The organism is Niallia sp. MER 6 (assembly GCF_023714395.1).
In the GTDB taxonomy this organism is placed as follows: Bacteria; Bacillota; Bacilli; order Bacillales; family Cytobacillaceae; genus Niallia.
On sequence record NZ_JAMAUK010000013.1, the window covers coordinates 1 to 22,512 of the forward strand.

Annotated in this window: 20 protein-coding genes and 1 riboswitch; of the genes, 7 read left to right on the forward strand and 13 right to left on the reverse strand. The window is 34.8% G+C overall.

The features are described from left to right. Window positions 1-122 precede the first annotated feature (122 nt). The 5 genes from M3600_RS16135 to M3600_RS16155 all read right to left on the reverse strand — a co-directional run bounded on the left by M3600_RS16135 (window position 123) and on the right by M3600_RS16155 (window position 4,216). Window positions 123-452 (reverse strand): hypothetical protein, encoded by a 330-nt coding sequence (locus M3600_RS16135; protein ID WP_251646691.1) that lies wholly within the window; start codon window positions 450-452, stop codon window positions 123-125. Window positions 453-563: 111 nt separating this feature from the next. After that, complete coding sequence (locus M3600_RS16140; RefSeq protein WP_251646693.1) at window positions 564-713, reverse strand: hypothetical protein; 150 nt, start codon at window positions 711-713, stop codon at window positions 564-566. A gap of 103 nt (window positions 714-816) precedes the next feature. Beyond that, a complete protein-coding gene (locus M3600_RS16145; RefSeq protein ID WP_233314918.1) occupies window positions 817-1,800 on the reverse strand; it encodes an NAD(P)-dependent alcohol dehydrogenase in 984 nt (327 codons plus the stop codon). A gap of 774 nt (window positions 1,801-2,574) precedes the next feature. Continuing rightward, on the reverse strand, window positions 2,575-3,036 hold the full coding sequence (locus tag M3600_RS16150) for a YrhA family protein (protein WP_233314917.1): 462 nt from the start codon (window positions 3,034-3,036) through the stop codon (window positions 2,575-2,577). A 412-nt stretch (window positions 3,037-3,448) separates the two neighbouring features. Further along, complete coding sequence (locus M3600_RS16155) at window positions 3,449-4,216, reverse strand: SDR family NAD(P)-dependent oxidoreductase (protein WP_251646695.1); 768 nt, start codon at window positions 4,214-4,216, stop codon at window positions 3,449-3,451. 934 nt (window positions 4,217-5,150) lie between these two features. Between M3600_RS16155 and M3600_RS16160 the strand changes: the two genes are divergently transcribed. Then, window positions 5,151-7,805 carry a YhgE/Pip domain-containing protein gene (locus M3600_RS16160; protein WP_251646697.1) on the forward strand — a complete coding sequence of 885 codons (2,655 nt, stop codon included), beginning with the start codon at window positions 5,151-5,153 and terminating at the stop codon, window positions 7,803-7,805. Window positions 7,806-8,328: 523 nt separating this feature from the next. Here M3600_RS16160 and M3600_RS16165 read toward each other — a convergent pair. The 7 genes from M3600_RS16165 to purB all read right to left on the reverse strand — a co-directional run bounded on the left by M3600_RS16165 (window position 8,329) and on the right by purB (window position 15,088). Continuing rightward, window positions 8,329-9,657, reverse strand: a complete 1,329-nt coding sequence (locus tag M3600_RS16165) for an LLM class flavin-dependent oxidoreductase (protein WP_251646699.1) — start codon at window positions 9,655-9,657, stop codon at window positions 8,329-8,331. Window positions 9,658-9,837: 180 nt separating this feature from the next. Then, a complete protein-coding gene (locus M3600_RS16170) occupies window positions 9,838-10,977 on the reverse strand; it encodes an amidohydrolase (protein ID WP_396953820.1) in 1,140 nt (379 codons plus the stop codon). Window positions 10,978-10,982: 5 nt separating this feature from the next. Next, window positions 10,983-11,723 carry an amino acid ABC transporter ATP-binding protein gene (locus tag M3600_RS16175; protein WP_233314912.1) on the reverse strand — a complete coding sequence of 247 codons (741 nt, stop codon included), beginning with the start codon at window positions 11,721-11,723 and terminating at the stop codon, window positions 10,983-10,985. A gap of 12 nt (window positions 11,724-11,735) precedes the next feature. Continuing rightward, window positions 11,736-12,413 carry an amino acid ABC transporter permease gene (locus tag M3600_RS16180; RefSeq protein ID WP_233314911.1) on the reverse strand — a complete coding sequence of 226 codons (678 nt, stop codon included), beginning with the start codon at window positions 12,411-12,413 and terminating at the stop codon, window positions 11,736-11,738. 14 nt (window positions 12,414-12,427) lie between these two features. After that, complete coding sequence (locus M3600_RS16185) at window positions 12,428-13,213, reverse strand: transporter substrate-binding domain-containing protein (RefSeq protein WP_233315618.1); 786 nt, start codon at window positions 13,211-13,213, stop codon at window positions 12,428-12,430. 5 nt (window positions 13,214-13,218) lie between these two features. Beyond that, complete coding sequence (locus M3600_RS16190; protein WP_285854802.1) at window positions 13,219-13,731, reverse strand: GNAT family N-acetyltransferase; 513 nt, start codon at window positions 13,729-13,731, stop codon at window positions 13,219-13,221. Then, a complete protein-coding gene (gene purB / locus M3600_RS16195; protein WP_233314910.1) occupies window positions 13,724-15,088 on the reverse strand; it encodes an adenylosuccinate lyase in 1,365 nt (454 codons plus the stop codon). The genes M3600_RS16190 and purB overlap by 8 nt, the downstream gene beginning before the upstream one ends. A gap of 575 nt (window positions 15,089-15,663) precedes the next feature. Here purB and M3600_RS16200 point away from each other — a divergent pair. From M3600_RS16200 to M3600_RS16225, 6 genes are all read left to right on the forward strand, one after another. Further along, window positions 15,664-16,224, forward strand: a complete 561-nt coding sequence (locus M3600_RS16200; protein WP_251646701.1) for a cysteine hydrolase family protein — start codon at window positions 15,664-15,666, stop codon at window positions 16,222-16,224. A 63-nt stretch (window positions 16,225-16,287) separates the two neighbouring features. After that, entirely contained in the window at window positions 16,288-16,470 is a 183-nt protein-coding gene (locus tag M3600_RS16205) for a DUF1272 domain-containing protein (RefSeq protein ID WP_233314908.1), read from the forward strand. Between the two features lie 303 nt (window positions 16,471-16,773). After that, the gene (locus M3600_RS16210; RefSeq protein WP_251646703.1) at window positions 16,774-17,448 is read left to right on the forward strand and encodes a VOC family protein; all 675 of its coding nucleotides are present in this window, start codon (window positions 16,774-16,776) and stop codon (window positions 17,446-17,448) included. A 130-nt stretch (window positions 17,449-17,578) separates the two neighbouring features. Continuing rightward, a complete protein-coding gene (locus M3600_RS16215) occupies window positions 17,579-17,923 on the forward strand; it encodes a hypothetical protein (RefSeq protein WP_233314906.1) in 345 nt (114 codons plus the stop codon). Between the two features lie 332 nt (window positions 17,924-18,255). Next, window positions 18,256-18,342: riboswitch (cyclic di-GMP riboswitch) on the forward strand. Window positions 18,343-18,560: 218 nt separating this feature from the next. Further along, entirely contained in the window at window positions 18,561-19,325 is a 765-nt protein-coding gene (locus tag M3600_RS16220; protein ID WP_251646705.1) for an MSCRAMM family adhesin SdrC, read from the forward strand. Window positions 19,326-19,521: 196 nt separating this feature from the next. Beyond that, window positions 19,522-20,712, forward strand: a complete 1,191-nt coding sequence (locus M3600_RS16225) for a chromate transporter (protein WP_251646707.1) — start codon at window positions 19,522-19,524, stop codon at window positions 20,710-20,712. 66 nt (window positions 20,713-20,778) lie between these two features. Here M3600_RS16225 and M3600_RS16230 read toward each other — a convergent pair whose 3' ends face one another. Continuing rightward, the gene (locus M3600_RS16230) at window positions 20,779-22,218 is read right to left on the reverse strand and encodes a glycoside hydrolase family 5 protein (RefSeq protein WP_251646709.1); all 1,440 of its coding nucleotides are present in this window, start codon (window positions 22,216-22,218) and stop codon (window positions 20,779-20,781) included. Between the last annotated feature and the right edge of the window lie 294 nt (window positions 22,219-22,512).

Consider the following 22,512-nt stretch of genomic DNA (forward strand, 5'->3'; position numbering starts at 1 on the left):
ACATCGAGTAGAGATTATTCATTTAAATGAAGACAGTTGGAGAATGAAACATCGAAAAACGATATTTGGTGAGAAAAGTGTTTCAAATTAGTCAGCAGAAATTGTGTCATTCTACTTGACGGTCACATTTCTATATCTATCTCTTTAGAAAATAGCTTAACAAAGTCATTTGTATTTAAATAATGGTTAGAAAAAAAAGAAATTAAACATATATCATACCCTTTTACTCCAAAGGTAGATGTATCATCCATATGAAAAGTAATACTATCCTCTTTATAAAAGCAGGGTCCAAATCTTATGTTATCTTGGTTTGAAACAATAAAATGATGGTAAGGGATGAGATATTCATTAACTAGATGTTTAAACTGCTTTGAATCTGTAACCTTAACAGTAAAAAATAATATATCAAAATAAACCTCTGTAAAATCCTTGAGGCCTTCATCATAAGTCATCCTACGAGCACGTTGTTGAGGGATAAATATATGGGAATATTCTAAACCCAATCTGTCGCACTAGAATAATCATCATCATAACATTCAAATGTTACGTACAAAGGAAATTGGTTAAGCTGAGTGAAAACTAAAATGAATAACTCTTTTTATATCCTCGTTTGAGTATGAAAGCTGCCATACATTTTTAGGTTTTGGGTTTACAATAAATTCTTCTATGTCCACATAATAAGGTTTGATTCCAAAATACATTTGTTTGTTCATATTAACTCTCCCAGAAACAAATTAACGTCATACTCCTGCTTATCTTTAAAGTATAAACTAAATCTCTATATAAAAAAACGTTCATCTGATAGGATGAACGTTTTCAGGTTTGAATATTATCTACCACACTAACAATTATCTTTCCCTTTGCATGTCCTTCACCAAGGTAGCGTATAGCTTCTTTCACTTGATTTAGATTATACCGTCTATCAATTACAGGTAGTAAATTACCTTCCATATAAAGTTTTGTTAAAGCATCTTGATCCTTCTTATTTGGTTTATGTACAAGAACTTTCAGCGTCTTATTTTCTGTTTTTGCAAACAAAGGCCCTAGACATAATAATTGGATGATTAGTGATAACGACCCTCCAACCATAACATATGTACCATTAGGATTTAATACTCGCTTGCAATTAAATATGGACCGCGTACCAACAACATCGAGAATTAAATCATACGACTTATCCAATTGGGTAAAGTCTTCTTTCTTATAATCAATGACATAATTTGCCCCTAATGACTTTAGCATATTAAGCTTTTGGGTGCTATCCACACAGGTTACCTCAGCACCATGTAATTTTGCCAGCTGCAAGGCGAACGTGCCCACTCCCCCACCGGCACCATTAATTAAAACAGTTTGCCTTTTTGTATTCTGGCGGCCAATACGTAATCCTTGCAAGGCGAGCACAGCTGCTTGCGGAATGGCGGCCGCTTGATCAAATGTCATACTAGCTGGTTTTATGGACATTGCATCTTCATGTACACACACATACTCTGCGAAACCGCCCCAGCCACACCAAGATATGTCCCCAAATACTTCATCTCCTGCTACAAGGTGCTTTACATGACTGCCAACCGCTTCGACCCTGCCAGATATGTCCGCTCCCAGTATCCTGTGTTTCGGTTTTATCATTCCCCCCAAACGGGTTAAAAACGGTTTACCTCTTAATAGATCCCAGTCCCACGAATTTACGGATACAGCATGAACTTTAACCAGTACTTCATTATTCTGAGGATACGGAATGTCTATTTCATTGAGTTCAAGCTCATCTGTCGTTCCATATTTTTCATATATTATCGCCTTCATGAAGAAATCTCCTTTTAAGAATTTATTCGTACAAAACAATTCTTTATATGCCATTAGAGAGTTTATGAACATGAAGTATAAAATATATGTCTTGTTGAAATAAAAGGGATTTCAACATCTATTGCATTAACACAAGAAAAAATTTTCTTTATTTAATACCCGAATGCTACCACTATAGTACCTTAATAAAATGGCGCTGTTTCAGTTAATTGTTTATAAAACGATGAACAGTGGCAGGGGGGGAACTTGTTTTTTCTTTTTCTGTTCTAATAACACAGTAACAGGTATTAGTTATGACCAATGTATATGAACTTTTTCAAACTACACATGCTATGAAATGTACTCGAGGCCATACCTTAACTTTCCCCTCATTTTCGCCAATACATGAAGGATTATAATTGATTTTGTATTTTTTGTTGGAGTGGTTAAATATACAAGGCTTTACCTCCTACGATTTTCTTTTAGTATCCTTCTTCCTTAAACTACCGAGTTAGCATAATAGTTAGTTTCACGCTAATCTTTTGTTTCAAATACCAAACCACATCACCTGCTTCCTTTTTACTTTTTTGATACTTAATATTGATTTCCCTTGCAATGGAAAAATTACTTCTTGCTCTTTCCAGATAGCTGGTGAGTTTAATTCGAAAATTATATTAAAAATCACTTGTTGCAAAAAATGCAATCAAGTGATTTTTTCCTTTCTATTTGTAATATTATAGGGTTTGGTACTATATGTTGATGCGGAAGTTTATCCTTATAAATCTAAAATTCTCATCACAATAGAGTGGTTTCAAGAGCATTACTTAACATAGTATCAAAACTTTCAAATGACTCCATTAAAGTTCCTGAAGGCTTATCAAGTTCAACATATAAACCTTCTTTTTGATCATAACAATACCATGCTGTATCAGAATCACCAAAAAATATATACTGTTTTTGCCAATCATTTTCATGCCAAAGCTCATTAGTTTCAATAAACCCATGGATGTCTTCTTTTACTTCTCTATCAAGTAAGTTTTCATCAACACCATATATTACTAAACCATTAAAATCTAATCCGTTTATGTTCTTTAGAAATTCAATATACGAGCTAGGTAATACAACATCGCCTAATTCATCCTTAATTTTATGATTCATTTTAATAATTTCAGCATCTGCTACTGGACTTCTAAGTGAAGAACCATACTTTTCTTCTATTTTTCTAATATCGTCCAAAAATTTCGTCCATTGGAACATATCTACTCTTCCCTTCTTTCAAAAGGTTTTGGCGGGTGTATCTCATCTTTATACATAGGTCAATTTATTGTAATACTTTGTTTTGGTGATAAGCCTTTATTCAAAGAGTTTTGTTCATTAGTAACCGATTTATGAAAAGTATCATTATTTATCAGTACTAAGTTAGCAAAATCATTTGTTCCTCCATCATCTAAAGGTAAATTGTGATGTACTTGCCAATCCTTTATATAACAGTGCCTGTTACGTAGTTTTCTAACTAACATTCTGTCACTATCCAGTCCGACTGTTCCATAAGAAATGGTCTTGCATATATTACAGGAATGCTGCCATATTTGTGACATAAGAAAGTAATACAAAATAAGGAGTAGAAATACATCTACTCCTTTTGCTTGCTTTTTCAATATTTATTATTTTAAACGTTATATAAACCACCATCAATAGTATAGGAAGATGAAGTAACGTAAGAAGATTCATCTGATAGTAAAAATGCAATTACATTTGCCACTTCTTCAGGTTCACCATATCGTTTCATCGGAACAGCATCATTATATGCATGTTTTGCAGCTTCAGCATCTTCTGAAACATTGGATTCAATATTACGCATCATTTGAGTATTAATGACACCTGGGTTAACAGTATTCACACGGACATTATAGGTTGCTGCTTCTAGGGCTGCTACTTTATTAATACCCACTACAGCATGTTTGGATGAATTATATAATACCATACTTGGTGCTCCAGTAAACCCAGCTACAGATGATGTATTAACAATAGAGCCAGCATTCTGTTGTTTCATCACAGGCAAAACATGTTTAAGACCAAATAACACACCTTTAACATTAATACCATAGACAAAATCAAAATCTTTTTCTGTTATTTCTTCAATTAGTTTAGCTGGTCCTTCAACTCCTGCATTATTAACAAAACCATCAATTCGACCAAATTTAGCAATTGTTTGGTCTACATAATTTTTAACATTCTCTTCATTCGATACGTCAGTTTGTACAACTAAACTATTATTTTCCGTTAATTGAAGCTCTGCTTGTACCGATTCAATTGCTTCATTGTTTAAATCAACTAGTACTACCTTTGCCCCACCATTCGCTACTTTTTTCACTACTTCTTTCCCTATACCGCCTGCTGCTCCTGTTACAATAATAACTTTGTCTTTAAAATTCATGTTTAAATCCCCTTTTTATATATTTTGAATTGCGATATCTCAAATTAATAATAACATAGGTTATTTTAAATAACCAATAATTCAACTCAGATATTTATCATTATCAAAATTCATAATGTTAATTATTGATGTTTGTGTTTTCTTTTTCGAGTTAATGTGTTGAATCTACATAAAGATTTTTATTACCTTTGAATATTAAAAGATCCAAGAAATAAAAAACTAGGATTGTTACATAAGAAAAGGAGCTGCCGCAGCAGCTCCTTTTAAATATCACCAATATTTCCTTTTTTCACAGGTCTTATAAAAACTCCTAATTTGACTATAAGTTTAAACATCCAATAAAAGATAAATAAAAGCCCAAACGAGATAACTGAAAACAGCATTCCACCATGATAAACTGGAATATCTGCAGGAAAACCAAAATAATAATCTCCAAAGCTATTTTCAAATCGATAACCTAGGCTGGGACTACAGCAAAAATTATAGTTGATATAAAACTAACTATTGATAATTTTACTTTTTTAGCATTAAATTTATTTTAAATTAAAAATGCTACTATTGCTAAACCGTTTATTAACAATCCAATAATCAAATCAATCACGCTAAAATCTCCTCGTTTTTTGCCACCAATTTATACTTTCTAAATTATTATAGAAAAAATACCCATTATTAACATAATTTTATATTAAACTATATTCCTACCATTTTCTATTTAATACAAGTCTTCCCCCCCCTCTTATTACAGGTAAAATTTCTTGAATTAACCCACTAAATGCAGTCTTATTATATGGTTTCTAATACATATGTACTGGTCCTATTTTATTATTATTTCAAAAAATTGATTGACATCATATAAAATTTAACAAAGAATGAAATGGTAGAGTAATCCATATAATAAATATTCATGCATAATGAACAAAGGGTGATTAAGCCATTGAGAAACATATTTACTATTTACAAAAATGATTGGATACGAATTTTCCAAGCTCCTGTTGCTTTATTTTTAATCATTGCATTAATGATATTGCCTTCCCTCTATGCTTGGTTTAACTTGAAGGCTTCTTGGGATCCATATTCCAACACAAGCGGAATTAAGATTGCTATAACCAATGAGGATGAAGGGGCTGTTATTCGTGATAAGGAAGTTCATATTGGGGATGAGATTGTTGCAACCTTAAAAGCGAATGATAAGCTTGGCTGGACATTTGTCAGCAAAAAAGAAGCTGATGAAGGGGTCAAAAAAGGTACTTATTACGCAAGTCTCTATATACCGGAAGACTTTTCTGAGAAAATAGGTACGGTGTTAGAGGATAAACAAATAAAACCTGAAATTGAATATACGGTCAACGAGAAATTGAATGCCATTGCTCCAAAAATGACTTCCAGCGGTGCTTCCACTATTGTACAGTCTGTAAAGGAAAGCTTCGTGGAAACAGTCAGCGAATCTGTTCTGACTATCTTTAATGATGCGGGAATTAAATTAGAAGAAGAACTACCTACTATTCGTAATATCGAAAGTAAAATCTTCACACTAGAGGGTGATATTCCTCAAATGGATGCTTTATCTGAGAAGATTTTAAATCTAGAGGAAAAAATACCTGAAATAGATGAACAAGCGCAAAAACTTTTAGCGTTAGAATCAGCTATTCCACAATTAAATGAAGCATCTGAAAATATTTTGTTATTAGAAGAAAAACTACCAGAACTTGAAAAAGTAGGCGAAGGTATTCTTCTGCTTCAGGAAAAAGCTCCTGAAATCGAAAAAGTTGCAGGAAAAGTAACTGAATTAGAAACTCATTTTTCCGAAATTAGTGATACTGTTTCAAAAGCTGTCACTAATGTCGAAAAGATGCAAGAATTTATTACAACTGCAAGTGGCTCTTTAGAAGAAATAGAACAAGGCATTACTAATGGGCAACAAATAGCAGAAGTTCTTCCTGATTTTATGGAAGAAAATCAGGAAGCTTTTAATACAATAGGACCTGTATATAAACAAAACCTGCTCTTATATCAAAAAACAGCGGATGCTGTACATCAGTATGCAACTTTAGTTAAAAGTGGTTCACTATCTGATCAAGAAATAACAGAAAAAGCGTCCCTATTAAAGGCACAAGTACAAACAAGTATAGACAGCCTAAATCGTTCCATTGTTTTATTTACGACATTAAACACTGCTACTACAAATGGGCAGTCAACACTACAACAAGAAATAACGGACTTGCAATCTTTGCAAACAAATTTTAATAAAGAAAAAGAATTACTTGGTACTATCCAAGAAAATAAAGAAGCAACAGAGTTGTTAACATTATCTCAAGAAGCTATTAATCTGAGCACTACAATGCTTAATCGTTATGATACGCAAACAGCACCTAGCATTAATAATGCCCTAGATGCACTGAAAGAAGCGACACAAAATGCTGGGGAAGATTTAAAAAGTGCTCAAGAGAACTTACCGAAACTTAAAGAAATTTTAGTTACTACAAAAGATTCACTCACTCTTGCACAGGAAAATTTATCAAAACTTCAAAACAATCTACCTGCAATTGAAAAAGAGGTTAAAGAAGTTTCTAGCATCATTCAAGATAATATTGATGATGTTTTAGAAGGAATAGATAAAGCGGCAGACTTCTATACAGACACATTTCCATCCTTAGAAGAGAAAGTGCATGTAGCAGCGGACTTTGTGCGTAATGACCTTCCTGAAGCAGAAAAACAACTTTCTAAGGTTGCGTCCATCATTAGAAATGATTTGCCGGGATTGGAAGATTCTGTTCATAAGGTTGCAAATCTAGTTCGAGAGGAATTACCAGGCCTAAAGGACACCCTTACTAATACAGCAGATTCTATTCGGGATTTTGAAGATAATTATGATCTTGGTGAAATTATCTCTCTGTTAAAAAATGATATTAATGAAGAAAGTGATTTTATGGCAAACCCAGTTGTTTTAGATGAACATTCTCTATTTCCAATACCTAACTACGGGTCTGCCAATTCACCATTCTACACAACACTAAGTTTATGGGTTGGAGGATTATTACTGATTTCCTTGCTGCGTGTGGATGTCAGAGATCCAGAAGGAATTTATACTTCTAATCAAATCTATTTTGGTAGAGGTTTAACTTTTCTAACGATTGGATTATTTCAAAGTCTGATTGTTACATTAGGAGATATATTCATCTTAAAAGCCTATGTAGCCAATCCAACCGCTTTTGTATTGTCCAGTATTCTTATCAGCATGGTTTTCATGACTATTGTGTATACATTAGTTTCGGTTTTCGGTAATATCGGAAAAGGAATCGCCATCATCTTCCTTGTATTACAACTATCAGGTGCAGGTGGAACATTCCCGATTCAAGTTGCTCCACCATTCTTCCAAGCCATAAATCCTTTCTTGCCATTTACGTATGCAATTAACTTATTACGTGAAACAGTTGGTGGAATGGTAAATGAAACAGTTTTTCATACTGTAAGCATGTTGCTCCTGTTTGGTGTGGTTGCAATAATAATTGCCGTTTTCCTGAAAAAACCACTTGCTAATGCTACGAAAAAAACGGCAGAAAAAGCTAGATCAAGCGAAATTATTCACTAATGGAAAAGTGATGTTTAGAAAAAGAATGAAGGCTGTATTTTAAACCTGTAGTCGAAACACTTTAAATTTGTGTTTCATCTACAGGTTTTTTCAGCTTATATAGGATAATATACGCAGTTTTGCGCCCCCTTATGGTATAGTTGGTTCGGGATACCTACCATCTTTGACTTTCCTGCAAATTATAAGTGTGGGAAATAGCCAAAAGTATAGCTCTCTTTTTTAAGTATTATGATTAAATAATTTCACTCTTTTTAGTTTCTATATACACTAATTCCTTAAATACACAGTTACACGCAAATAAATAAATGAGCTTACACTTAAGAACAAGCGTTAATCACTCTTAGAATGAATTTAAATATTATAAAAACAGACTAATCCCTCTTTCAATAAAAATTAAACCCACACCAAGTAACCTGGCATGAGTTTCAATAAACTACTATCATATATATTCAATTTCTTAACAGTCACCCTAGAATCCTCTTAATCCTTATCTCAATAATTACTTGAAGTATTCGATAATAACTTATTCTGAGTATGAATTTACCGGCAGCCCTAATCCTAAATTCCCTCGTAATGTATTACTTTCATACGCCGTTCGATAGATTCCTCTAGCTTGCAGTTCAGGAATGACATAGGTAACAAAGTCTGTTAGTGAATCTGGCAAAAGCGCAGGCATGATATTGAATCCATCAGCAGCACCGTCTCTAACCCATTCTTCCATCTTATCAGCAATTTGAGTTGGGGTTCCAATGGCTATATGATGTCCCCGCGAACCTGCTACCCACTGATAAGTCTGACGTAATGTCCAGTTTTCTTCTTTTGCTTTCTTTAGTATCATTTCATGCTTGCTTTGGATAGCATTAACAGTCTCTGGAAGTTTGATATCTGTAAATTCTGTATCGAGCGGAATGCCTGCAAAGTCTATGTCGCCGAAGTATCTGCCTAAAATAGCAAGTCCAGCTTTAGGTATGATCAACTCTTGCAATGCTTCATATTTTTCTTGGGCTTCTGCTTCCGTCGCTCCTACTATAGGCATTAATCCTGGCATAATACTTACATCGCTTTTCTTTCGGTTGAAAATCTCCATTTGACCTTTTAGGTCATTGTAAAAGGTAATTGCATCCTCTTTATTTGCTTGAGCAGTAAAGACAATCTCCGCATATTTAGCTGCGAATCGCTGACCATCACCTGATGACCCCGCTTGTACAATGACTGGATGACCTTGAGGCGATCTTGATACATTTAGCGGCCCTCTAACAGAGAAGAATTCACCTTGATGGTTGATTTGATGAAACTTGCTTGTATCAATAAACTGTCCTGACTCTTTATCAATCACTAATGTGTCTTCTTCCCACGAATCCCATAGCTTCTTGGATACTTCCATAAACTCTGTTGCTCTTCTATAGCGGGCACTGTGTTCTAAATGCTCTGTCTTATTGAAGTTTTCTGCAGTGGAAGCTAGTGATGTCGTAACAACATTCCAACCTGCACGTCCTGCGCTTATATGATCCAATGATGCAAACTTTCGAGCAACATGAAAAGGTTCTTCATATGTAGTGGATGCTGTTGCAACTAAGCCTATACGGTTAGTTACGGACGCTAAATAGGCTAACAACGTCATTGGCTCAAATCTAGTTAGAATGTTTGGATGTGAATTTTCATCAACAGACAAGCTATCTGCTAAAAATAATAGGTCAAATAACCCTTTTTCTGCAGTCTGTGCGATATCTTTAAAATATGTTAGATTCATAGATGCATTCGGTACAGCATGTGGATGTCTCCATGAAGCAACATGGTGACCTGTTCCAGCTAGAAACAAACCCAATTTCACCTTTTTTGGTTGTTCGTTCATGTTGATTTTCCTCCTTTGCTTTTTAACCCTTTTGACAAAAATAAAATCCTTCTTCTATCTGCAGAAGAAAGATCATAACTAGAAGAACAGTACTTCGCAAACATAAATTCGTCGTTTACGCTTGCGAAGCATTTACTTTTATTCAAAAACCGTCCTGTTCAAAACAGTTAGCCGACATCATTATTTCTTATTCAATACATTTACTGCTAGATTAGCAAAATACTCAGACGCAACTTTAATCGCGTCTTCCTTTAAATCAAATTGTGGATGATGCCATTCCTGCGGTCCATCTACACCCATCCAAACAAAAAAGCCTGGAATGTATGTTTGATAAAACGCAAAGTCCTCTCCACCGGCACTAGGCACAGCATCGACAACATTATAGCCAGCTTCGACAGCAGTAGCGCGAACAATTCCCTCCAAGTTGGCATGATTATTAACTACTGGTAAATAATCATCCCAAATAAACTCAACAGAACCGCCATTTCCTTGAGCAATCGATTCTGCTAAGTTTTTCATTAGACCAGGAATCGCTGCTCGTGCTTCAGGCTGGAATGTCCGAACTGTCCCTTCAAGCATTACAACGTCAGGAATGACATTCCATGTGTTTCCTCCATGGATACTTGTAATACTAATGACCGCATTATCAAACAAATTCAGTCTTCTAGCAATAATAGTTTGGACAGAGGTTACATATTGACTAGCAATAACAATAGGATCAATCGCGTTATGAGGAATACCCGCATGCCCGCCTACACCATGGAAATTAATCTTAAATTTATCGACACTTGCCATTAATCCCCCTGATTTTACACCAATAGTACCTACTGGCAAATCCGGTTTATTATGCATTCCGAAAATAGAAGAAACTCCTTCTAATGCTCCTTTTTCGACAGCAAGCTTCGCGCCTTGGGCAACTTCCTCTGCTGCTTGGAAAATAAATCTCACTGTTCCGTGCAGGTTATCCTTCTGCTCATTTAAAAGAATCGCCGCTCCTAATATGGAAACAGTATGGAAATCATGACCACATGCATGCATTTTTCCGTCTGTTTTCGATTTAAACGGTACCTTTGTTTCTTCTTTAATTGGCAAGGCATCAATGTCTGAGCGGATTGCAATAGTCGGTCCAGCAAACGCACCCTTAACTTCCGCCACAACACCTGTTTCTAAATCAAGAGGTAGAATGGATATATTGTGTTCTTGTAACCACTTTTTAATATGAGCAGTTGTATTAAATTCTTCAAAAGCAAGCTCTGGATTTTCATGTAAATATCTTCTTTTTCCAATTAAGTCTTCTAATAGTTCATGAGACATTTTCATGATTATTATTCATCTCTTTCCAGTGTTTTTAAAAATTGTTTCGTTCGTGGATTTTTTGGATTATGGAATAATTCCTTTGGATCATTCTCCTCGACAATATTTCCGTCTGCCATGAAGATGACACGGTTTGCTACTTCTTCAGCAAATTTCATTTCATGTGTAACAATAATCATTGTCGTGTTTTGTTTAGCAATATTTTTAATAACTTGAAGTACTTCAGAAACCCATTCAGGGTCAAGGGCAGATGTTGGTTCATCAAACAGAATGGCATTCGGGTTTACAGCAAGCGCACGGGCAATCCCGACACGCTGCTGCTGACCGCCAGATAATGTAGACGGATATTGATGGAATTTATCCTCAAGCCCTACCTTTATTAACAGCTCTTTACCAATTTTCTCTGCCTCTTGCTTATCCATTTTCTTGGCAACAATTAGTGCTTCCGTTACATTTTGCAAAGCTGTTTTATTTTTAAACAAATTATAGTTTTGGAAAACCATCGCTGTTTCCTGTCGCAAATTATGGACGTCTTTTCGTCCCATTTTAGCTACATCTACATTTGTTTCTCCAATATGGATAGTGCCTTCATCTGGTACTTCTAATAAATTTAAGCAGCGGAGTAATGTTGATTTCCCTGATCCAGACGGTCCAATAATGGCCAATACATCGCCACGATCGACGTGTAAATCAACACCATTTAAAACGGTATTTTTACCGAAACTCTTTTTCAAGTTTTTTACAGATATCATAGTAAGACTCCTTTAACTGATATACGGTTTTTCCATTCGCTTTTCGATTACTTGTTGGATTAAAGTAACTATTATAATTAGAATCCAATAAAGCAATGCCAATGCTAAGTATGTTTCAAAGAATTTTAAGGAGCTTGCTGCTAATATCTTTCCTTGTGCAAATAATTCAACGATACCTAATGTAAAAGCTAGGGAAGTCTCTTTAATTAGACCAATAAAAACGTTGCTGCTCGCTGGAATCGCATTACGAGTTGCTTGTGGTAATACGACCCTGCGCAAAGCTTGTGCCCTCGTCATTCCAACAGATAAACAAGCCTCTACTTGCCCTTTATCGACAGAGTTTAATGCTGCTCGGAAAATTTCCGCTAAAAACGCCGATTGCTTTAAGCTGAGTCCCAAAATAGCTGCTGTAACTGCGGTCATTCCAGTTAGAGCTGGGAAGATTTGCGGCAATCCGTAATAGATTAAAAACAGCTGTACTAATGTTGGAATTGCACGGAAAAATGAAATATAAATGGTTGCAAGCTGCTTTAAAACAGGTATATTCGACCTAGTAATCAAAGCAAGTATTAAGCCGCCAATAACAGAAAAGAACATGGATATGACAGCAAGAAATAAGGTGAATGGTATTAATTTCAATAGCGCCGGAAAAATTTCTATAAAGTAACCAAAATCAAGTTCAAGATTCATTTTGTTCCTCCAAATTATTCCTTAACTGTGATGTCTTCACCGGCAAAGTATTTTTTAGATAGTTCTGCTAATGTTCCATCCTCACGTAATTTCTTAATTTCTGCATTAAATGCTTCTGCTAATTTCTCACCATCTTCTGTTTTTGCGAATGGGAAAGAAACATCTTCGTACACAAATGGGTCACCAACAAACTTCAATGGTAGATCGCCTTTATCAATCTCAGCAATTAAAGATGATTTTGAGTTAACATAGCCATCGACACGATTGTTGATTGCGTCATTCATTGCGCCATCGCGTGTTTCATAAGTTTTTGCGATAATTTCAGGATCAAAATTTTCTAGATTTACAACATTATTAGAGCCTAAAACGCCAGAAACTGTTTTCCCTTTTAAATCATCTAAACTATCAAAATCATTGTCCTTGTTTGTAACAATTGTAGCCCCAGCATAAGCATATGGCTCAGAGAAATTATATTTTGCTTTTCTTTCTTCCGTTACAGCAACGAAGTTTGCAACAGTATCAATTTTCCCTGTTTCTAATTGTCCCATTAAACCTGCGAAGTCCGTTTTAACCCACTCCACATCATAGCCTAAGTTTGCAGCAATCTTTTCAAATACTTCTACGTCAAATCCAATTAATTTACCATCTTCTTCATAGCCGTTCGGATAACTTTGTGCCGTTGATCCTGCACGAAGAACTTTCTTTTTGCTATCCCCTGATTCTTCATTTCCACTTCCGCAAGCTGCTAATAACAACATAACTGCCATAGTAATAACTACAAGTAATTTCTTTTTCATGATGTCTCCTACCTTTTCTTATATGTTTTTGCTAATAATAGTTTTTCTAAATAGATTGTTACATGTCCTTTACCTAAATCGGACTCTCCAACCTTTTCATAGCCACGCTTTAGATACATGTCTGCAAGCCAAGGATGCTCCTTTGCTGTGCCTAATGAAACAGAAGGACAATGAAGCGTGTCTCGCAAGTAATCATTTTCAATGAAATCTAAGAGTTTTGATGCATAACCCTTGCGTTTAAACTCAGGAGCAACAGCAACCCACCAAATATGCGGTATTTCATATGGCCCATGATGGCTGCTCCATGGCATACGGATAGAAGCAGTCGCTACCATCTCGTCGCCATCCTTCATATAAAAACATATATTTTCATTGACATTTTTTTCTACTAGCTGCTCATCAGCAGTGGCTGCTGCAAAATTAATGCCAAGCTCACGGATGGAAGTATAACCGCGTAGTGATAAATCTAGTAATGCTTTGATATCCTTATTAGTAGCTTGATGAAAGGTCAAATTACTCAACTAATAACCCTCCATTCTTAATAGATTGAATAACCTCATCTACCTTTTGGCTTGCAAGACCAGTATACTGACTTGGATCTAGCAGCTGATTAATCTGTTCTTTCGACAGCACCGAGCCTACTTTCTCATTTGCTGACAGAAGTTCTTTAAATGGGACTTTTTGTTCGACTGACTCCATAGAGATTTGATACACAAGGTGATGAGCAGTTTGCTTCCCAACCTTTTCAGATAATGCAAACATGACACGTTCTGACAGGACAAGACCACCTTGCATTTCCAAGTTTCTCATCATATTTTCAGGTTTTACTACTAATCCTTCAAGAACAGTGATTGTGCTTTTCAACTGAGAAGAAAGATATAAGCAAATTTCAGGTAAAGCAATCCATTCACTTCTCCAGCTCATTGCATCTCGCTCATGCTCCATCACTAATGATTCATGGAGCAATGCAACACTATGCAAAATAGGTTTCGTTAAGCTTGCGATACCTTCAAAAATAGCCGGGTTGCGTTTATGAGGCATTGTAGTTGAGCCAACATTTCCTGTTTTAAATGGCTCCTCTACCTCATCAATTTCTGTACGCATTAAATTATAAAATTCATTCCCTAACTTCCCTAGAGATCCACTTATCAAACCAAGTACAGAACCATATTCAGAAACTCTATCACGAGAGGAATGCCAACAAATATCTGGGGTATCCAATTCTAGAATTTCTAATGCTCTTGCTTCTACTTTAGGACCAATACTGCCTAATGCTGCGTAGGTTCCGACCCCTCCTGCTAGCACACCAGTAAAGACTCTCGTTTCAACAGCCTGTAATCTTTCTAAATGACGTTCAAACTCACTTAATACTACTGCCATCTTAAAGCCGAACGTTGTTGGTAATCCTTGCATTCCGTGTGTTCTTCCAGGCATTGGCGTATCTTTATAGGTAGAAGCTAATCCAATTAAAAGCTCCGCTACTTTCTTAATATCTCGTTTAAGTATGTGATTTGCTTCTTTCAACTGAAGTATCATACCTGTGTCCGTTACATCCTGAGTAGTTACTCCATAATGAACAAATTCACCATACTCACCAGAAAGTGATTGCAAGTGATTAACAGTTGCCATTAATGAATGTTTTAGCTTCGCAGCCTCTGCTGCTATTTTGTCAATTTCGAAGTTTTCTATTTTTGCAGCATCTTTTATCACACTTCCCGCTTTTTCGGGAATAACTCCTAGTTCACTTTCCGCCAACGCTAATCCAGCTTCAACATCAAGAATTTTCTGTAATCTATTTTCATCATTCCATACAGCACGCATTTCCTCTGTACTAAAGTTATTTTGCAACATTTTTAAGTCTAAAACATGTGAACCCATTTTTGTTAACACTCCCATGTTGAAATCCAGAATATACTAGTTAGTCCTTTAACTCATAAAATATATAATTCCTATGTTTATAGTGTGAATTATAACATAGTGTTTTTAACTTGCAACAATTTATTTAAAATTGAAAATGTACATATAAATTGGAAACGATTTAAAATGGAAACAGCTTCTAATTAACTACTAGAAACTGCCAATCTGTTAGTTTATAACCTAAAACAAGCAAGTTGCTAAAGCCGTTACCAACCCAAGCATAGTTGCCTATTAGTTAATTCTATAGGTTATAATATCTTGCTTTATCAAATCATCTATTAAAATCTTTTTATATTTTTCCAAGCTTCTATTATAAAAGGAAAAATTCATTATTTATCTTCTACAACTTAGCCTATCATGAAAATAATTATGTTACAATTTAAACATCTGATAATTCAGATACTTTTGATAAAAAAATGTAGGAGGTAGGTATTATGACTAATAAAAAAAATATTTACGTAAAAATCTATCGAGGGATTACGATTAAGTAATCTAACTACTTAGCGTTTTCCCAAATTCTGAAAGGGGAAAATAATTTGAACCAAACATTGCTAATCATCGATGCCCAGCAAGAAATAATTGATGGCAATCAAGAAGAAGGAGTAGTTTTTAATAAAGAACAACTGATTAAAAATATAAATTTATTAATCAAAAAGGCGGCAGAAGCAAATGTCTCCGTATTATTTGTAAGAGATTCAGAAGTTGCAGGAGGTGTAGGGAGCGGATTTCAAGTTCACAATGAAATTAATGTGCCTTCTGATCCAATCTTCTTTGATAAGACTGCAACGAATCCCTTTCATGGGACAAATCTTTTGAAGCATCTGAAATCACAAAACATAAAACATATCGTTATTGCTGGTTGTAAAACACAGCATTGCATAGATACAGCCGTTAGAACAGCCACTGTCAATGGCTTTGACGTTACATTAGTAGGCGACGCCCATTCAACAACAGACAATGATTTTTTACGTGCAGAACAAATTATAAATCACCATAATGATACTCTTCATGGCCATTACAATGTTGATCACTTTTCAATTGTCAGGAATTCAGTGGAAGACTTGTATACACCATCACATGATTCTTACAGAGAATAGTAAAACGAGTTTAAGTGCAGAAGCATGTTTATCTAAAACAATTGAAAAGCGAGGAATATAATAATGGCTTTGGAAATGAGAAAAGAATGTGAACGCTGTACTTCTTTATTAGCGGAAAGCTCAATTGCTTATATTTGTGTTCACGAATGTACATTTTGCGAACCTTGTACAGAAAATATGAAACAAATTTGCCCAAACTGTGGCGGAGAACTAGTTAGAAGACCTAGAAAACAATTAAATAGATAATCATCTTTCCTGGATAAGCAGAGATTTTTCTCTGCTTATTTTTTTGAACATAAACTGATTCTTATTTTTTATTAGTCGTGTATATGGGAGCCTTTCTAGCTTTTGGTACATTGTACTCCTCTCCCCTCTTTGAACCATGTTGCACTAATAACATACACGGCTACACCTTTTTAGATTACCCTCGCTTGATTAAGTTCATTTCTATCCTCCTTTTCAATAACTAAAACTTTCAAGTTCTTAAAATTCTAAATTATTCCAGTATGTGGTATCTTTATTTTAAATAATTAGAGAAAGGAAAAAACAATGGAAATCAAATCATTAACTTTACACTCAAATAATTTAGTAGAAACAAAGATGTTCTATACTAAAACGCTTGGTTTTACTTTAGTTGATGAGGATGACAATAATTTTCAAATAATGGTAGGCTCAAGCAAATTAACGTTTACTAATCAGAGTGCTTCGAATAACCCATTTTATCATTTTGCATTTAATATTCCCGCTAATAAATTTAGCGAAGCGAAACAATGGACTAAGGAGAGATTAAATTTATTAACTGAAAATGGAGAAGATGAAGTTGATTTCTCTCATCTACCTGCCCATGTTTATTTCTATGATCCTTCTGGTAATATAGTTGAATTTATTGCAAGATATGGGATAAACTCCAATAGTAACCTTCCATTTACTCCAGAAAGTATCCTTAATATTTCTGAAATTGGTCTTGTCGTTGAAGATGTAATGCAAACTGGCCAAAAAATGATTAATAACGGGATTTTTGAACGAGATAATAATTCAATTAGTGATAAATATTTAAACTTTATGGGGAAAAAACATAAAGGGATATTTGTTATATTAGCTCAACCAGATAGAAAATGGCTTTTTTCAGAAAAATATTCGGCTATTTTCCCACTGGAAATAGTATTAGATAATAATAAAATATTAATAGTTAATACAAAGAATGAATTTCTAATAAAAGAATAACGCTTCATATTAATACGATATTAAGGAAGTAGTTTGTTGCATTAAAATGGTCTTCTAAATCTAACTTGAGTTAGCTAAAAACCCCCATAAATATTAGAGATTAAATTGTTAATAATACGGGAGGGACAGAATGAAAAAACCACCTCTTTTTATTGCAGCTACTATCGTATTGTTTTTAATTGGCTGCAGTAAAACTAATCATTCCAATGCTGATTTTCAAGGAGTCATTCTTGCAGTAGGTGATCAAAGTATCATTGTAGGAGAAGAAGATGTTAATCCTGAAGCTTCCTATGAATCGTATGAGGTTTTACTCGATGATAATACAGTATTTAATGGTGATATTTCTAGTATGAAGCAGTTAAAGGATGAATTTGTAGAAGATAAAAAATTTGATGTTTGTTTATGGGTAAAAGAAAAAGTCGAAAATAATCATATCAATAATAAAGTAGTAACCAAATTAAGGATAAATAAATAATGCACAAATAAATTGGAAACAATCAGCGCAAACAGCCTGATTGTTTTTTCTGCTTAAATATATCTTCTTGACGTGCGTTTCTATTATCCAATTCTTTCATCATGCCTTAGCCATTTTTTTTATTCTCAAAGGATTTTTGGAACAGCGATTTAAGGATAGCAGTTAATAGCCACCCTCTTTTAATTTAAGAAAATATACTTTCACTAATCATATAGGAACCGATTCCTATATAAAAATTTGTACTAACAAAAACCAAAAAACTGCTCCTTTAACAAGGTAATATATTTCGGAAAAATAAATAATGACAAAATTCGACACCCTTTGTATACTCACATTAAACGGGGCAAACCTAATGAAAATTAGGGGCGCAAAGCTATAGGGACTAAGGTGATGCCAAGCTATGTCAGCCAGCTGCCGTTCACAATAAATAAGGAGTGAATGAGAAATGAAAAAGTTAGCAATTGGTGTTTTGGCAACGTCCTTGATTTTTTCTCAAGGGTTACAAACTGAGGCATAGAAAAGTACAGTTGTCGATAAAGATAAAAACGGGATAGCAGATGACTGGCAAAAGAAATACAAGCTTGGGAATGGAAAAGCTGCAGCTAAAAAAGATCCTGATAAAGATGGATTATCTAACGTGCTCGAATACCAGCTTAACTCAAATCCAATTAAAAAGGATACTGATGGGGATAAGATTTCTGACAGCAACGAAGATAAGGATAAAGATGGACTTATAAACGGTCTAGAAGTTAAATGGAAGCTCAATCCGTTAAAAGCAGATACAGATAATGATGGAATCATTGATTCACAAGAAGATGAAGATGGTGACAATCTCACAAACAAAGAGGAAATCTACGTGGGTACTAGCTTAACATTAGTAGATACAGACAAAGATGGACTTAATGACGGAAATGAAGATACAGATAAGGATAAATTAACTAATAGCATTGAATTTGACCTTGGATATAATCCTAAAGATAAAGACAGTGACAATGACGGAATCAAAGATGCTGATGAAGACTTAGATAAAGATGGTATACGCAACAGTTATGAATTGGACGAGCTAAAAGTTGTGTTATTGAATGAAAACGACAAAGAGTTTAAGATTCAATTCAAGCTTGGCAAAAAATCTAAGTTAATGGTAAAGGATAATATCGGCATTCCAAATGCAAATACTTTCTTCTCACAATTTACGACTGGTTTGACACATACTGCAACTGATGAAGAACTTATTAATAAAATTAAAGAAATTACAGGATTACAATCCTTTATTAAAATCAGTATTAAAGCAAAATTTGCAAACGGACAAGAACTGAAGGTAGAGCAAGAATATGCAGCGGTTGACACTAGCGGTGATGCTTCTACAGACAGCTCAATCGATGAGACAGAGGATTTAGATTAATAATAAAAAAGGCATATGCTGATATCCAGTATATGCCTTTTTGTTTATAGCAAGTGAGTATCCTGTAATACTAGTCTAAGGCTGATAAATTAAATTCAAAAGTTAAGATATTGTTAATTTACTTTGTATACTATTGTATAAAATTCCTAAACTGTTACACTTTTGCTTATAAATTCAGATTGAAAAGAGAGAGCAAATGAAGAATAGCAAACATTATAAGGGATTTAAATCTCTTTTAGAAATCCTATTGGTTTCTAGTAAACTTGGATTTACTTCTTTTGGGGGACCTATTGCTCACCTTGGCTACTTTCATAATGAATATATCCGTAAAAGAAAATGGATGGATGAAAAAAGTTATGCTGACTTAGTAGCTTTATGTCAGTTCTTACCCGGACCAGCTAGCAGTCAAGTTGGAATTGGCATTGGTGTTTTACGGGGAGGCATTCTTGGAGGTATTGTTTCGTTTATTGGTTTTACACTTCCCTCTGTTTTAGCATTAATAATTTTTGCTTTACTTCTCCGAGGAAGGTTTGTGGGTGAAGCTGACTGGATACATGGTCTAAAAATTGTCGCAGTCGCAGTTGTTGCTCAAGCTATATTAGGAATGGCAAAAAGTTTAACCCCAGATTTAAAGAGAAAAACAATTGCTTTACTTTCATTAGTTGGAACACTAATCTGGCAATCTGTATTTACTCAAATAGGCGTTATACTCCTATCAGCGATTATCGGCTTTCTTTTATATAGAAGCCATCCAGATAACAACTATAATACAAAACTACAGTTTCCCATTTCTAAATGGCTCTCCATTTGTTGTTTGATTGTTTTTTTTAGTTTACTGTTTCTTTTAGCTTTGTTAAGAGAAATAACATCATCGAATTGGATAGCCATATTTGATAGTTTTTACCGTTCAGGATCATTAGTCTTTGGTGGTGGACATGTTGTTTTGCCATTACTTCAAAATGAACTTATCCCTGCTGGTTGGTTAAATAAAGGTGAATTTTCAGCAGGATATGGTGCTGCCCAAGCTGTTCCTGGTCCATTATTTACTTTTGCTGCATATCTCGGGACTGTTATATATGGATGGCAAGGTGGTTTATTCGCTACATTTGCAATTTTCCTGCCGGGTTTCTTGCTCATAGTGGGGTTCTTACCATTTTGGGATTTATTACGGCGTAATCCAAAAATAAACGGCGCCCTAATGGGTGTAAATGCCGCAGTTGTGGGGATTTTAATTGCAGCCTTTTATGATCCAATATGGACTAGCTCCATACTTTCTCCCCGTGATTTTGCTTTGGCAGCAATACTGTTTAGTCTGCTAGTATATTGGAAAGTTCCTCCATGGGTAATAGTTATTACTGGGGCAATCGGCGGCTCTCTTATTGTATAACTATTGCTCACTAAGTGCTGCTATAAAAAGCTAATCCTTCACTGTTGTAAGGATTAGCTCTAACATTTATTGAGTTGTTACATTGTCTAGATAAAGCGATGTTTGACCACTAATGTTAGCTGAACTTGTAAACTGAACACCCACCTCCTTAATGTCATTGATATTAGAGATAGTAGTTAAATCAAGTGTTAGAGACGTATCAGAAGATATTTTTGTTGCTCCACTATCGAACCATTTCCAGTCTCCACCCGTTTTAACATATAGTTTTGCACTTATTCCATTGCCGACATTTCCCCAGTTTGCATGTTTAACAGTAGCTTTCAACTTAGATTTCCCACTAAAGTTCAAACTTTGGGATAGGGATAAATAATGGATGGAATTTGAAGATAGTTGGACATCAGCTTTTAATGACTGTTTGCCTCCTGCTGCCCATTCTGTTGTAGGCCAAGGTCCACCCGCGATATTTGATCCAGTCCAGTTTTGATTACCGCTTTCAAAATCATACAATATATTATTTGTTCCTGCTGAGCTACCGAATACTCCGCTTAGTTTTGAAGTGGCTTTTAACCCATTTTCCCCATTAACAACCGTATTACCCCAATCAGTTAAACTGTTACCAGACCAATCGTTGCTTAAATCCAGATAGCTCCAATCAGTGCTATTTCCTTTCCAAGACCATGCAAGCCAACCGACATTTTTTTGCTGTGAATAACTCATGATGGTTGTTTCATCTACATCTCCATTTGTATGTTTTTGTCCGAACTCTCCTATTATTAAAGCTAATCCTTGGTTTAAGACACCATCAATATTTGACTTAACAGTTGCTGCATCCCCACCAGCGTACTCATACATATGTATGGAGAACATTGTATTCTTCAATGGATCCGCATTAAATACCTCTTTTCCATAATTATGAATGGAAGCTGGGTATTGTCCCCATCCAGCAGAATCAATTATTAGAGTATGATTTAAGCCTGCATTCCGTAACTTTGGAATAGCTTGTTTATAACCAGCTGCCCATGCCGCACCATCCCAAGTACCATACCATTCATTCGCAATGTTTATTATCACTTTATCTTCTTTGCCTATCAATGTGTCTTTTAAGCTGATCCAATAATCGACTGCACGATTTAAAGATTCCACATCGTCTTTTCCTGTTGCGTCATGAACTTCCAGAATTGCAATCAGTTTATTTTTTTCTGCCAATGACAAAAGGCTTTTAACAGTATTAATATCATCTTTGGTGTATTGTCCACCATCAGATAAAACAATTCTTACTGTGTTTGCTCCAGTTGCTGCTATTGCTGGAATAGCAGCTGCTGAATCTTCTTTAAACCAAGAATGAGCATGATTTACACCTCTCATAATAAACGGTTTACCCGTAGCATCATATAAAGTGGTACCGCTTACATAAAATCCCGAAGCAGCACTTGCTTTTGAATCAGTAATAAACAAAGCAGAAGTAACTAACAGTAAAATTAGAATAAAACTTGATAATTTTTTCACAACCAATCCCCCAATATTTTAAAATTTTTATTTTAACTCTTTCTTTTTTTACATATACCTCCTTTCTATAAAAAAGTAAGAGTTAAAAGCATAAGAGTAAAGCAATTTATTCTAATTATTAATTTATCGATTAAGTAATTATAAAGTAATAATAACATTAATTCATAATTAAACAATTTATTTCCATCAATTTTTCCCAAATGAATAATAAGACCTAAAGAGTCTGAAGGCTATCCATTTAGGCGTTTAGATCTGTGTAATATAAAAATTATATGAATCTTATCACTGGTGTTT

Bases quoted from the DNA above. Each gene is read 5' to 3' on its own strand.
- M3600_RS16135 (WP_251646691.1), bottom strand. From the start codon at position 452: ATGACTTATGATGAAGGCCTCAAGGATTTTACAGAGGTTTATTTTGAT.
- M3600_RS16140 (WP_251646693.1), bottom strand. From the start codon at position 713: ATGAACAAACAAATGTATTTTGGAATCAAACCTTATTATGTGGACATA.
- M3600_RS16145 (WP_233314918.1), bottom strand. From the start codon at position 1,800: ATGAAGGCGATAATATATGAAAAATATGGAACGACAGATGAGCTTGAA.
- M3600_RS16150 (WP_233314917.1), bottom strand. From the start codon at position 3,036: ATGTTCCAATGGACGAAATTTTTGGACGATATTAGAAAAATAGAAGAA.
- M3600_RS16155 (WP_251646695.1), bottom strand. From the start codon at position 4,216: ATGAATTTTAAAGACAAAGTTATTATTGTAACAGGAGCAGCAGGCGGT.
- M3600_RS16165 (WP_251646699.1), bottom strand. From the start codon at position 9,657: ATGAACGAACAACCAAAAAAGGTGAAATTGGGTTTGTTTCTAGCTGGA.
- M3600_RS16170 (WP_396953820.1), bottom strand. From the start codon at position 10,977: ATGAAAATGTCTCATGAACTATTAGAAGACTTAATTGGAAAAAGAAGA.
- M3600_RS16175 (WP_233314912.1), bottom strand. From the start codon at position 11,723: ATGATATCTGTAAAAAACTTGAAAAAGAGTTTCGGTAAAAATACCGTT.
- M3600_RS16180 (WP_233314911.1), bottom strand. From the start codon at position 12,413: ATGAATCTTGAACTTGATTTTGGTTACTTTATAGAAATTTTTCCGGCG.
- purB (WP_233314910.1), bottom strand. From the start codon at position 15,088: ATGGGTTCACATGTTTTAGACTTAAAAATGTTGCAAAATAACTTTAGT.
- M3600_RS16205 (WP_233314908.1), top strand. From the start codon at position 16,288: ATGGCTTTGGAAATGAGAAAAGAATGTGAACGCTGTACTTCTTTATTA.
- M3600_RS16210 (WP_251646703.1), top strand. From the start codon at position 16,774: ATGGAAATCAAATCATTAACTTTACACTCAAATAATTTAGTAGAAACA.
- M3600_RS16215 (WP_233314906.1), top strand. From the start codon at position 17,579: ATGAAAAAACCACCTCTTTTTATTGCAGCTACTATCGTATTGTTTTTA.
- M3600_RS16225 (WP_251646707.1), top strand. From the start codon at position 19,522: ATGAAGAATAGCAAACATTATAAGGGATTTAAATCTCTTTTAGAAATC.